Source organism: Shewanella sp. 125m-7 (genome assembly GCF_052977045.1).
Map to the genome: position 1 here is coordinate 1 of NZ_JBRILQ010000007.1, position 13425 is coordinate 13425.

Annotated in this window: 9 protein-coding genes; 3 read left to right on the top strand and 6 right to left on the bottom strand. The window is 42.6% G+C overall.

Features of this window, described 5'->3' with window-relative positions:
* Positions 1–580 precede the first annotated feature (580 nt).
* Positions 581–2374, bottom strand: coding sequence for a M1 family metallopeptidase (locus tag ACVBIL_RS04855; protein WP_447165863.1), 1794 nt, complete (start codon positions 2372–2374; stop codon positions 581–583).
* A 112-nt stretch (positions 2375–2486) separates the two neighbouring features.
* Between ACVBIL_RS04855 and ACVBIL_RS04860 the strand changes: the two genes are divergently transcribed.
* A complete protein-coding gene (locus ACVBIL_RS04860) occupies positions 2487–3401 on the top strand; it encodes a collagenase (RefSeq protein WP_447165864.1) in 915 nt (304 codons plus the stop codon).
* 89 nt (positions 3402–3490) lie between these two features.
* On the opposite strand, the gene ACVBIL_RS04865 is transcribed toward ACVBIL_RS04860, so the two are convergent.
* The 4 genes from ACVBIL_RS04865 to ACVBIL_RS04880 all read right to left on the bottom strand — a co-directional run bounded on the left by ACVBIL_RS04865 (position 3491) and on the right by ACVBIL_RS04880 (position 7914).
* A complete protein-coding gene (locus ACVBIL_RS04865; protein ID WP_447165865.1) occupies positions 3491–4462 on the bottom strand; it encodes a PstS family phosphate ABC transporter substrate-binding protein in 972 nt (323 codons plus the stop codon).
* A gap of 183 nt (positions 4463–4645) precedes the next feature.
* Positions 4646–5956, bottom strand: coding sequence for a phosphate regulon sensor histidine kinase PhoR (gene phoR / locus ACVBIL_RS04870; RefSeq protein ID WP_447165866.1), 1311 nt, complete (start codon positions 5954–5956; stop codon positions 4646–4648).
* Positions 5957–6043: 87 nt separating this feature from the next.
* A complete protein-coding gene (gene phoB, locus ACVBIL_RS04875; RefSeq protein WP_447165867.1) occupies positions 6044–6733 on the bottom strand; it encodes a phosphate regulon transcriptional regulator PhoB in 690 nt (229 codons plus the stop codon).
* A 230-nt stretch (positions 6734–6963) separates the two neighbouring features.
* On the bottom strand, positions 6964–7914 hold the full coding sequence (locus tag ACVBIL_RS04880) for a porin (RefSeq protein ID WP_447165868.1): 951 nt from the start codon (positions 7912–7914) through the stop codon (positions 6964–6966).
* A 289-nt stretch (positions 7915–8203) separates the two neighbouring features.
* Between ACVBIL_RS04880 and rdgC the strand changes: the two genes are divergently transcribed.
* On the top strand, positions 8204–9115 hold the full coding sequence (rdgC, locus tag ACVBIL_RS04885; protein ID WP_447165869.1) for a recombination-associated protein RdgC: 912 nt from the start codon (positions 8204–8206) through the stop codon (positions 9113–9115).
* A 92-nt stretch (positions 9116–9207) separates the two neighbouring features.
* Here the strand turns inward: rdgC and ACVBIL_RS04890 are convergent, their stop codons facing one another.
* A complete protein-coding gene (locus tag ACVBIL_RS04890; protein WP_447165870.1) occupies positions 9208–11013 on the bottom strand; it encodes a M61 family metallopeptidase in 1806 nt (601 codons plus the stop codon).
* A gap of 128 nt (positions 11014–11141) precedes the next feature.
* Between ACVBIL_RS04890 and ACVBIL_RS04895 the strand changes: the two genes are divergently transcribed.
* On the top strand, positions 11142–13319 hold the full coding sequence (locus tag ACVBIL_RS04895; RefSeq protein ID WP_447165871.1) for a tetratricopeptide repeat protein: 2178 nt from the start codon (positions 11142–11144) through the stop codon (positions 13317–13319).
* The last annotated feature ends 106 nt before the right edge of the window (positions 13320–13425 follow it).

Sequence of the window (13425 nt, forward strand, 5' to 3'; positions counted from 1 at the left end):
TACTTAGATATTCTTATGGCAACCTGTTTAGGTTGCCATTTTTTTTAGCTTCATTTTGGCCAAAATGGTCACGCTAACACCACCTCTTATAATGCCGAGCTATTGATGGAGAGCTATTGATGGCGAGCCACGGTCTAACCGTTAGCTATGGTTCACAGCTATCGTTCACAGCTGCGCTGTTAGTTTCACCATCGCTTCTCGTTAGCAATGAAATCATCACGACAACCATAATCGACACGAAAATCACTGACTTGGTAATCATCCAAAACAATACATAAAAAACAATGAATTAAGAGCGGTTAAGCCCAGCGCGATAGGAATAATTTGCGATAATTTACAACTTGTGGGAACTAACTTGGATTTATGGACTCTGACTATATGAACCGATTCTCGTTAAGTGAATAGGTTAGTCATTAAGACTCACCCCTTGGCTTAATCTTAGTTTCATTGTTCATCATCATTCCCTTGGCATTCCGACTCGGTTTGCCCTTGGAGATAAGCCGCTAGCTAGCGCAAAAGCTGCTTATCTCTACTTAGATATTCTTATGGCAACCTGTTTAGGTTGCCATTTTTTTTACTCTTAGCATTCACTTTGCAGCAGTTGCTGATCTAACATCACCACAATAGACGGATGGTAGCCATCACGAGCTTTGGCATATATTTGCTGTGCTTGTGGATCAAATCCTGCCTTCACAAGTTCTGCGTAGAGTGGCTTAACAAACTTACCGCGTCCAATTTTGACAAGGTATGCACTCACAGCATCTAAAACATTTTCATAATGATTACGAATAGCGACTCTAAACCAGTCACAAGCAATTTCTGCATTCGTTGTCTGCGTAAAACCAAAGGTGCTATCTAAATCAGCTAACGCTTCATGGGACAACTTTACAGGCAAGTTTGTTAAGAAGTACTGCCAATGGTGTACACGCCAGCCCTCTGTCATCAAGCTCGCCGCTGAAGCGCCGTCATCAAATGCACGCAATGCCATAATAACTTTATCTAAGCTGCTTGATTGCGGCTCGACAAACCAATTAGGCATACCTTCACCGTAAATCCATTCCAGCAGCTCAGTTTCACTTATCTTATCAGCATGAGTCTTTAGCAGGGTTTGCTTGGCATACTCAACAAAGGTCTCTGTGGTGATGGCTTCAAATGCAAAAGCTTGCACGTACTCATATAAAAATGCATCAAACGCCGTCCGGCCTAATCGCTTTTCAAGATCATGCACAAACATAGAGGCTTTATCATAGGTAAAGCGGTTAAACGCTTCATTAGGATCTTGTTGCTGCATATTTGCGGGTAACGTCTGCGCCGCGATGGCCGTTGTTGATATCGCCTCTTGCAGGCGGCCGTTTTCAAGCACAACTTCAAGCTCTGCCAACTCTTTTCCGTAGACCTCTTCAACAATGCGGTTGGTAAAATAAGTGGTGAAGCCTTCATTTAACCAAAGATCACGCCAAGTGGCATTGCTCACAAGGTTTCCGGTCCAGGAGTGCGCCAACTCATGAGCAACCGTTGACACTAAACTTTTATCACCAGCAATTAAAGTTGGGGTCATAAACGCCAATCGCGGGTTTTCCATGCCGCCAAATGGAAAGCTTGGCGGCAACACTATCATGTCATAACGTCCCCACGGGTAAGGTCCTAATAACGACTCTGCGACCTCAACCATGCTTTCAGTGTCTTCAAACTCTGCTACCGCCGCCGCAACGACCTCTGGCTCTGCATATACACCCGTTCTAGAGCCTAACGCCCCAAATGCCAAATCTCCCACCGCTATTGCAAGCAAATGAGTTGGCATTGGTTTCTCCATGGTAAAGCTGAACTGCCCAGTCAATGGCGCGTTAGCATCATTCATTGCACTCATCACAGCTCGCATACCTGTTGGCGCATTGATCACCGCATCAAAGGTAATTCTAGCCTTTGGTGTATCTTGTAGAGGGATCCAACTACGGGCATTAATTGGCTGCGACTGACTAAACAAAAATGGCAACACCTTCCCACTGGTTTGCAATGGTGTCAGCCATTGCAAACCTTGAGCTTGAGGCGATGTACGGTAATGAAGTGTCACACTTGAAATATCAGGCGTTAACTGGATATTAAGTCGTTGCCCTAACGTTTCATCTTGTTTATCAAATGCAAATTCAAGTGATTGCTGTGTATTTGAGTAGATAGCTTCAACCGTTAAGTCGCGTGTATCTAGCCATAGCTCTTTGGCTTGTTTATCAATAAATTCTAACTGTAACTCAACCTGCCCTGCTAGTTGCTTAGTATCAAAATCCACGTTGAGCAATAGTGACAGATGCTTAACTCTAACCTGTTCAGTATTGGCAAACGAGTGGTAATCATGATTGTTATCCCATTGCTTTGACACGGCATATCCTTTTTAAGTTACTGGTTAATTTATCGCATTCTAACGCTATTTTAAGGGAATAGAAGCCCTGTTTGACATCAATACAGCGAAATGAAACACTTGAGGATATTGTATGCAAAACTATAATTCAGAGAAACCTTACATGAAAAATAAACACAAATTATCGGCTCTTGCGCTTATATCATTGCTGCCGCTTACCGCTCAAGCCGAAGACGGTGCGAGCGTAGAAAGCGTTTTAGGCCAAAATCATGCTTGTAGCGATACCATTATTATTCGTTCGCAAGCCTTAACTCAGGAACAAATTGCTTCAGCTTGTGAATTACTACAAAAACAAGAAGCTAATTTCCATCAACTCTTTGCTACCCTCGATAAGCCAGTGGCAGATGATAACAACCACAGCATGCGTGCCAATGTTTACCATTCTAGGCAAGACTATATTGATAACGTCACTCACCATTTCGATGTACCAAGTGATAACGGCGGCATGTATTTAGAAGGTCTGCCATGGGAAAGTGACAATCAAGCAGAGTTTGTCGCTTATGAGAAAAAGGGCCAAGTCTGGAACCTTGCCCATGAATATGTGCACTATCTCGATGGCCGTTTTAACCTTTATGGTGACTTTTGTCTGTCGCTACATGACTCACATAGTGGCCCTGAATACTGCCCTAAGCCTGCACCATTATACCCACATACCGTTTGGTGGAGCGAAGGCGTTGCCGAGTATATCTCTCTTGGCGATAACAACCCCAAGGCGCTAGCGCTAATAGACGGTGAGCAAAGCTATGCTCTGAGCGAGATATTTAATACCAGTTATGAGCATAACGGCGGCACAGACCGAGTTTATCGTTGGGGCTATCTCGCGGTGCGCTTTATGATGGAAAACCATAAAGATAAAGTTGATACCATGCTTGGATTTACTCGAAAGGGTGACTACCCTCGCTATCAAGCATTACTCGCGGGCTGGGGAACAGACATGGATGCTGAATTTACTATTTGGCTTGAACAACTCAAGTCTGCTCAAAAATAATTCCCTTTAGCTAGAACATTAAAAAAGGCCTCAATAGAGGCCTTTAGTTTACTATAACGTCACCTTTTAAGATGAATGACAACTCGTCATTAAAGACGAATGCCTGCTTTAGCTAAATCCTTTGCGATAACACTACGTGGTAGTGCAACATAACCGTCTTTCTCAACAATTTGCTGACCTTGCTGAGAAAGCACATAGCGAATAAACTCACGATCCATTGGCGATAGCGCTTTGTTCGGGTGCTTATTCACATAAACATACAAGTAGCGAGATAGTGGGTATGTTCCACTTGCCGCATTTTCAGAAGAAGCCGCTATATAATTAGTTCCTTTCTTAGAAATCGCAACCGCTTTAACACCAGCAGTCTTATAACCAATTCCTGAGTAACCGATCGCATTAAGAGACTGAGATACAGACTGAACCACTGAAGCTGAACCTGGCTGCTCGTTTACGTTCGGCTTGAAATCACCTTTACATAGTGCTTTCTTTTTGAAGTAGCCATAGGTACCCGATACCGAGTTACGGCCGTAAAGCTGGATATCTCTCGCTGCCCAGCTACCGTCAAGACCGACTTCGCCCCAACGGGTAATATCACCACCACCGCATTTATCTGTAGAAGAAAAGATACCGTCGATCTGTTCAATGCTCATGCCTTCGATAGGGTTATCTTTATGCACAAATACTGCTAGCGCATCGATTGCTACGCGAATAGCCGTTGGCTGATAACCATAATGTTTTTCAAAGGCTTCTATTTCGTTTGGCTTCATCTTACGGCTCATAGGGCCGAACTGAGAAGTGCCTTCTGTCAATGCTGGCGGCGCAGTAGAAGAACCTGCGGCTTGGATCTGAATGTTTACATTTGGATATAGCTGTTTAAAATCTTCAGCCCACAAGGTCATCATGTTAGCTAACGTATCAGAGCCAACAGAAGATAAGTTACCTGACACGCCGCTTGTCTTTTCATAAGTCGGTAAAGACTGGTCGATTTCAGCCATTGATGCTGCAGAAAATACAGTCGCTGCAGTAAAGCTTACCGCGCCAACAAGTTGTTTCAATTTCATTCTTTGCTCCAGTGTTTATCTATCTTAGTTTTTTAAAACGCTGCCAGTATTGACTTGATTGATGACAAGTCTATTACTACTAAGTGACACTTAGATGACAAACTAATCTAATTTAGCGCTATTTATAAAAAAACAGGCGGCAGCCTGTTTTTATGTGAAATTTATTTTAAAGCTTAAGCAAAACTAAGCCGGATCTTGTTGGCTGTACTCGATTAAATTCAGTGGAATAACGAAACTAAAGGTACTGCCCTTACCTAGCTGACTCGCAATGTTGAGCTCACTTTGATGATGGTGCAATGCATGTTTTGCTATCGCTAATCCAAGACCTGTACCACCACTTTGCCTTGAACGCGCGCTATCTACACGATAAAAACGTTCAGTTAAGCGACCAATATGTTGCGGCGCAATCCCCTCACCATTATCTGTAACACTAAATACCCCACCAAAGGCGACTTTACGCCAGCTTATCTCTATCTTGCCACCAGGCTCAGTATAGCGAATCGCATTCGAGATTAAGTTAGAGCATACACTTCTTAGCTGTAACTCATCGCCATAAACATCGAGACCCGGTTCGCAATAAAGACTGACATCGTATTGCTGATGTGCCAGTGCTAACGCTTCATCACGTAGGATATCCGTCATCTGCGACATGTTAACTTTAACTTCTAAGTTCACATCAGTAGCATCTTCAATTCTCGACAGCGCCAATAACTGTTCAACCATAGAGCGCATTCTTGTGGTTTGCTGCTGCATTTGCTCTAGAGCACGAACATTAGGTGAGTCCGCTTCAGCCATCGACTGCATCATTTCCAAGTAGCCTTGCAGTACTGTTAACGGCGTTTTTAGCTCATGTGAAACGTTAGCGACAAACTCCTTACGCATCCCCTCTAACTGCCGCACTCGGGTAATATCACGCGCAATTAATAACAGCTGACCAGCGCCATAACCCATAATTCGAATTTCGAGTATATGCCCTTCTGATTGAGGTGAAGGCAGCTCTAACGGTTCTTGGTACTCTTTGCTTTTAAGATAGGCAGAAAAATCAGGATGACGGATGAGGTTGTCGATGCGCTGGCCATTATCTTGCGGCCAAACGAAACCTAACAACAATTGGGCAAGCTTGTTGCACCACAAAATATTGTGTTCAGAATCTAATACAACAGCGGCATCTGGCAGGGCCTCAGCACCTTGCCTGAAACGTCCTAATAAGAAAGCAAGTTGCGACACGCGTTTACGGTTTTTACCCTGTAAACGATAAATACCGTTAAAGACGCCTTCCCAGCTGCCACTACCATTAGGGGGGGTTAGGCGACGATCATGCCATAACCAAAAGTTCAAACGAGATAATTGGCGGTAATGCCAAACTAATAGGCCGAGCGAGCCAAGCAATAAGAACCAAACGACTTCACCGAATAGCAAGCCAACCAACAAACATAAGGTCAGATAAATAGCCAGTCGTGAAATTAAACGGTACCCAGAATATGAATCAAACATGTGTTACCAATATAAAGACCATATGGGAGAACTGGGCACAAGATAACCTAAAAGTAACCTTGTGCCTATGGCGACAATACCAATAAACTAAAGTCGGGTTGAGAAGCGGTAGCCTGCACCGCGTACGGTTTGGATCAAGCGATCATGTCCAGATTGGGTAACGGCTTTTCTAAGACGTCGAATATGCACATCAACCGTACGGTCTTCAACATACACATTGGTTCCCCATACGTTATCAAGCAGCTGTTCACGGCTGTATACTCGCTCTTGATGAGTCATAAAAAAATGTAAAAGTCTAAACTCTGTCGGGCCCATATCAAGCACTTGATCACCAACAGTAACACGATGACTCACCGGATCTAATTGTAAACCCTGCACATCGATAAGCTCTTCCAAACAAGTCGGTGCACTACGACGCATTACCGCCTTAATACGCGCCACCAGCTCTTTAGGAGAAAAAGGCTTAGTAATAAAGTCATCGGCGCCAACCTCTAGGCCTCTTACTTTATCTTCCTCTTCGCCACGCGCAGTCAACATGATAATAGGAATATGACGAGTGAATTCGTCTTGGCGTAAGCGCTTTGCTAGCTGGATGCCACTACCACCTGGGAACATCCAATCGAGTAACACCAGATCCGGGTAAGGCTCAGTTAACATATCGAGTGCAGAGTCATAATCCTCGGCAGCGACAGTGGTATAACCATGCTGTTCCAAAACAAAAGTTAGCATCTCACGGATGGCCAACTCATCTTCAACTATCAAAATCCTTGCAGTCATAATCGATCTTCTATCAGTGAATTTCTACGATGCTATTATTGGTCATTTTTATGACATTAATATTAAACACCGGGATATTTTGCCATATAAAGCGATCTTTTTGACATAAATATTATTATTGCCTTATATCAATTTAATCCACTTTACTCTGCTAAATAAAACGATAGGCTGATGACTAAAAGCAAAAAGGGGCCTAAGCCCCTTTTTCATAAAATCAATAACCCTATGCCTTAAAATTTGTGCTCTAGACCAATACCTACGTAGTTGTCGTCGTTTGAAACCTTCTCATATGAGCGACTGGTATAGAACGCGAATAACTTAGTTGGCTTACCTAACTTATAATCGCCACCAACTGACCAAGAATCACCCTTATCTTCCATGTCTTGATACTGCGCTTTTAATACAATCGCTTCAATTTGGTAAGCTGCACTTAACAGGTAACCTGATTTGCTTTTTGCACCAACGGTTGCCGTGCCGTCAATTTCATACGTCTGTTCTTGCTGTTGGTACATACCACCTAGCTTAAGCCCAGCAATTTTACCTTGAACCGTTGCACGTACAACTTCATAACCCTTTACGTCTGCATCATAGGCGACAGAAGCAAAGATTGGTGAGTTCTTCAGCTTGGTATCACCGTACATAGCCGCAACACTGTATCCATCTTGTCCGTATTGCGAGCCTGCACCGTCAGCAGCATATGTCACACCGACTTTGAAACCACTAAATGAAGGCGTTACATAAGTTGCTGTTTGTTCAATACGGTTTTCACCTTTAAACAAGTTTTTCAAGTCACCCGATAGGTCATTAAACTGGTCAACTTTGCCTTGTGAAATCTTAAGCATGGTATCGTTACGACCTACAGAGAACGCACCGAAATTACCTTTAAGACCAACAAACTGGTTACGCGCTTCAAAGTTATTTTTACTTGAGTCACCCGTATCAACTTCATATTCAATCGTGTAAAACGCTTCAAGAGAGTTGCTTAGTTCAAAAGCCCCTTTAACACCAAAACGAGAAGCATTAGATTGAATCGTGGTTGTTGATTCATCGTTTACATCATTTGACTGCGCAGTCACATTTAGCTTGCCGTAAACAGTAAGTGGGTCGGCAGCGTGAGCAGAAGAAAGGGTTGCAGTAGCAAGAGCTGAAGCCAGTAGAGTTTTACAGAAAACGTTCATCATTTAATCCTTTTGACGTTATTCGTCTTGGTTATTGGTTTGGACGAGCGTCATAATGAAGATGATTTGTTGCACTTTTATTTCAACAAAGAGTGAGAAACCGCTAACTTATTAAATCTTAGATAACAGACTCTCGCTAACCCAGTGCTAGCAAGGCTTTTAGCCAAAGCGTAAGAAATGTGACACTTTGATGAAATGTCACATATTGATGCTCTAAGATAACTATTAGGCGGTTTACCCGAACCGGACAATGGCTTACACTGCGGCTTTAATTTTGATTGAGCATTTATCTATGTGGTTTAAAAATCTAACTGTATACCGCTTTAACAAGCCTTTCTCTGTTGACCCTGATTCACTAGAAAAATCACTGGAAGACTTCACCTTCTCTCCTTGCTCAAGCCAAGACATCAGCAAATTTGGATTTTCTAAGGCGATGGGTAAGCACGGCGACACCCTAATTCATACTGCCGGTGATAGACATCTAATCTGCGCGACTAAAGAAGAAAAGATTTTACCGTCTCAAGTCATTAAAGAAGCACTTGAAGAAAAAGTCAGTCAAATTGAGGCTGCAGAAAACCGTAAACTGGCTAAAAAAGAAAAAGACGCATTAAAAGATGAGATCACCACGACCTTATTGCCACGTGCCTTTTCTCGTCGTAGCCAAATTCGCGCATTGATCTTACCTGAAATTCAAATGGTACTTGTCGACAGCTCAAGCGCTGCCAAGTCTGAAGAATTAATGGCGCTGCTGCGTAAAGCAATTGGCACACTGCCTATCATTCCAATTAGCTTTAAAACGCCTATTGAAACGCAACTGACAGAATGGCTAAAAGAAGGCAAAACGCCTGCAGCCTTTGAAATGCAAGATGAAGCAGAACTAAAGAGTGATTCAGACGAAGGCGGCATAGTGCGCTTTAAGCAACAAGATTTAAGCGAAAACGAAGTGCTTGCGCATATCGAAGTCGGTAAGCAAGTGCATAAGCTAGCGCTACACTTTGGTCAGTCAATTGCGTTTATACTACAATCAGATGCGGCGATTAAACGTCTTAAGTTCTCTGAAGAGTTTAGAGCGGACAACGATGAAATTGGTAATGATGATCCTATGGCTCGACTCGATGCGGACTTTGCATTAATGAGCAGCGAGCTTATCGCACTTATCAATGCCACAGTTGAAGCACTTGGTGGTCTAGAAGATAGCATTTAAGCTAACTTCATTGATCAAAAAGGCGCCTAGGGCGCCTTTTTTGTTCACTCGACTGCTTTATCGGTTTTTTCAGCCTACTTTATCGAACCCTTTTATTTGACCGCTTGCAACTTACCCTCTTTATCAAAGGGCCAATCCACACCTAACCACGCCTTAAAAAAGGCTTTTTGACTGCGACTTGGTTTTTCAACACTGGTGATGGCTAACTTGCCACTTTGCTTTTCACCAAGTTTAAGCTCGATATCTTTAAGCCTGTCATTACTAAATAGCGTCACTTTGATTGTGTCTCCAGCTTTAAAGTCTTTTATACGCGGCTCAAAGCCTGCTGCGGTAACTTTAAGACCATTAATCGCGACGATTTCATCATTGAGCACAATACCAGCATTCCAAGCAGGACCATTTCGTAGCACTTGCGACAATACTAATGAGCCAGCCTTTAGCGTCACGCCAGTAAAAGGCTCTGTTTTCGCATCTTTACCGTAGGTGGTCTTCAAACCCGCCTGTGCAAGTAATGAATCGAAATCCAAGCTAACCGGAGTGTTAACATATTGCTGCCACCAGCTTTCATAACTGCTGCCCGCCACATCGCTAAGAATTCCCTTCACATCAGCAATGCTATAGCCTGCTGGGATCCTGTGTTCATTGTAGAGTTTACGATGCACATCACGATATGAGCGCGTTAACTTAGTCTCTTCAAGCAGAGAAAAGTCGAGGGCTAAAGAGGTTAAGTAGCCTTCAGAATAGATATTTGTACTGTGATTGACCGCGTAATCACCGCCGCTGCTTGCCCACTGATTGGCACTGGCATCGGCAATCGATTGTACTTCTCTACCTGGCGTTTGCTCACTTTGTGCCACACGCTTGGCTAAGTCTTCAAAAAACTCTTTTGGCGTCATAACGCCAGCTCGCAACAATAACTGACTTTGGAAGTAGCTTGTTGAACCTTCAGCTATCCAAAGCAGCTCGGTGAGCTCTTCATTTTGATAATTGTATGGCACTAAGCCATCAGGGCGGTAGGCTTTAACGTTCCAGGTATGGATAAACTCATGAGACGCGGTTTTAATAAAACCTAAGTAATCTTTACGTTCTCGATAACTAAAACGAGGACGTTGAATAATCGTCGAATTTAAATGCTCTGTTGCGCCGCGAGCACCACTGGTAGCATGCACCATATAAACGTACCGTTCAAACGGATAGTCATCCCAAATCACTGCAGCTTGCCCGCTCAACTTAGTTAGATCCGTCACCATTTTGTCTATATCGTAATTCCCCTCGCCCCAAACAACGAGTTCATATTGTCGCCCATCGGCGTTGAATTCGCGATGTTTACTGATCCCGGTTTCGATTGGCGAATCGACCAAAATATCGTAATTGTCAGCCGTAAATGAATGCGCTTTGTTACCACTGTCCATCCCCGAGTAGCTATGCCAACCATTAGGAACATTAAGAGAAACGTTAATAGGATCGCTTTTAAATTCAGGACTGTAAACAAAGGTGCCGCTCGCATCTAAAAAGGCATGAGAAGCATCAATATGATTCACCCTTTGCCCTAATTTATTGGCATATAACTGATAATTAACGGTTACGCTTGTCGGCTCAGTTAGCGCTATGGTCCACTCACCGCTCGCGGTTCTAGTCCAAGGTAATACTGCGCCATGCTCGTCGATTGCCGTAAAGGTTCTAACCGCATCAGCAAGAGGCAATACTTGATACTTACCGGTACGCCATACCGGCAAATTGACCACTAACGTTTTCGATTCTGTTTTAGGAAAGTTAACTTCAACCTTTGCCAAATGATGCCCTGGGCTAGTTAAGTCAACTAGGTAGTTTACGTCTGCAAATGCATTCACGCTCATTAGCGTACTAAAAGTTAAGATAAAGGGAACTACTGGTTTCACTCTCGCGTCCTTCTGTTATTATTGTTTTCATTGAGTCGAAAAATATAACATTAGACTCAATTAGGCCAATATAATTACAAAAAATCAGGCGCTTAATTTAACGATTAAGTAAGAGGACTGGCATTTTAATGCGTATTTTCATCACCCTACTAACAAGCATACTTTTATCTTTTTTTGCCAGTCATGCTTTTGCAGAAGAGAAAAATGAGATCTTAACTGAAGTGCAATTAAGAGAAGCACCCAGCAGTCTTGAACAATCATTAGTCAAAATACTTCCCTCATTACCCCACTTCGGCTCAACAGAACAATTAACCCAATTTGCAAACGTACACCGTCTCTCGGCATCAGAATTAAAACGTAAGATTCAGCTCTTAGCCCGCTTAAAAATGGAACTTTATAATAAAACGAAGGATCGTTATGTCGTCGCTAAACACCTGACAGAGGTGCTAGAACCTATTAGCAGCAGTGCTTTTGATAAAAGCTATTTACTCATGCTTAAGGGACGCTATGCGGGAAGAAGCTTGCAAGATTACGCCACTGCTATCGACTATTACCAACAAGCCGTGCCATTGATAGAGCACTCCAGAGATCAGACTGACAGACTCCTGCTTTATACCTTGCAAGAGCATCTCAGTCTCATGCATATTATTTTACGTGATGACACTACCGCGTTGCAGCATTTAAGAAAGCTCTCAGCAATCTCAATGCATCTCAATAATGACTACCTCACCGCCCATGCTGAATCAATATTGGGAAAATACTTTTATAAACAAAATCAATTGGGAAAATCTCTTTCTCATTACAATGAAGCAGTAAAATATACTCGGGGGAGTAAACACTCCTCTCAAAATGCTCATATAGAACTTCAACTAGCTCGGGTTTATCGAAACTTAGAGTCTTGGGAGGAGGCACTGACATCGGCCAATAGTGCTGTTGAAGCTTTTAGCCAACTTGGCAACGAAAATTATGTGTCCTCATCGATGACAGTCATAGCAATGATTTATGCCAATCAAGGGCAATGGTATCAGGCAATTGATTACCACTTAAATGCTCAACAAATTGAGTCTCAACTCGGGAACGTCATTGGCCTAGGCCTCAACCTGCACAATCTTGGTGAAGCCTACTTTAAAATAGGCGATCCCAAAACGTCACTGGTTAATCTAGAGCGGGCCAATGCCATTTTCTTATCCAAAAATAGCGACCATTATTTAGTGTATAACAACCTACTCATTGCAGAGGTAACCGCAAGCACTGGCGACTGGCAAAAATCTCTCGATTACGCCAGTAAAGCGGCCAAAATAGCGGCAGCGAAGCAGTTAAATGATGAGTTTAAAGAAGCACTAACAAGACAAATCAACGCCTTCGAAAAGTTAGGCCTATATGAAGATGCCTACAGCCATGTTCGAAAACTTAATGGACTTGGTAACCAACATGCTCCGCTTTCTGCAGAACTTGATAAGCAACAATCACAAATAGCAGAACAAAAGCTGAAGCTCAATTTAAGTCAGAGCCAAAATGAGCTACAGGCAAAAACAGAGCAACTGCATATTGCTCGCTTAATCAGTATTTGTTTCATATTTGCCTTATGCCTTACCCTATGGTTATTGATCAAACAGTGGCGGCTAAAAACGACCTTTAACGAACTGAACTCGACTCTGAGCCGAACACAGGTATTGGAGCCTTTTACCAAGCTTGAAGGCTATTTAGCGTTTAAGTTTGATTACGCTAACCAGCATAAAAAACCAATTAAAACTCTGGCATTAATTTCACTTTCCGATCTGCTAAATTCGGATTTAGTTCAAGGGTTTGAATGCAATGCCGATATGAATAAACAGCAGCTATTAGCAATCAAAAATATTCTTAACTGCCAGCCTTACCTTATCCGGCCAGGATTGTTTTTAATTAGCTTTGATTCAGTTATAGAGCCCAGTAGCCTATTGACTAAGCTTCGAGATGTTATTAATGACAACTATGGTGAAACCAGTCTGCACATGGGCATATTACACCTGCCACTTTTAGGTGATTTAGCCATCAAACTTACGGCAGGGCAACACTTTGGTAGCGTGCAGATGATGTTATCCGCCGCGAGAACTTTAGGTAGCAACAAAGACTACTTTGTCACAATGAAAGCGCTCAGTTTTGCTTCGGCAGGAATATTTAATAAACCACTTTACCTAAATATTGAAAAGAGCATTGTTCGCGGCATTATTAAAGTCGAAACCAATGGCAATAAAGAAGATATCATTTGGCCTAGATGGAAGAGTCATCAAAACATCGATATCAATGATGACAAATTAGCCATATAAGCATTTAAATCTTAGCTTATAGTGATGTTAACTTCTCTTTTTAAAGACTACTGGTAAGATAAGTGATTAAATTAAAGCTTCATTTTTAAAATTGCGCCATTAGGAA

What these genes read in the sequence shown, in the direction of transcription:
- ACVBIL_RS04860 (WP_447165864.1), top strand. Translation starts at nt 2,487, where the DNA reads ATGCAAAACTATAATTCAGAGAAACCTTACATGAAAAATAAACACAAA.
- ACVBIL_RS04865 (WP_447165865.1), bottom strand. Translation starts at nt 4,462, where the DNA reads ATGAAATTGAAACAACTTGTTGGCGCGGTAAGCTTTACTGCAGCGACT.
- phoR (WP_447165866.1), bottom strand. Translation starts at nt 5,956, where the DNA reads ATGTTTGATTCATATTCTGGGTACCGTTTAATTTCACGACTGGCTATT.
- phoB (WP_447165867.1), bottom strand. Translation starts at nt 6,733, where the DNA reads ATGACTGCAAGGATTTTGATAGTTGAAGATGAGTTGGCCATCCGTGAG.
- ACVBIL_RS04880 (WP_447165868.1), bottom strand. Translation starts at nt 7,914, where the DNA reads ATGATGAACGTTTTCTGTAAAACTCTACTGGCTTCAGCTCTTGCTACT.
- rdgC (WP_447165869.1), top strand. Translation starts at nt 8,204, where the DNA reads ATGTGGTTTAAAAATCTAACTGTATACCGCTTTAACAAGCCTTTCTCT.
- ACVBIL_RS04895 (WP_447165871.1), top strand. Translation starts at nt 11,142, where the DNA reads ATGCGTATTTTCATCACCCTACTAACAAGCATACTTTTATCTTTTTTT.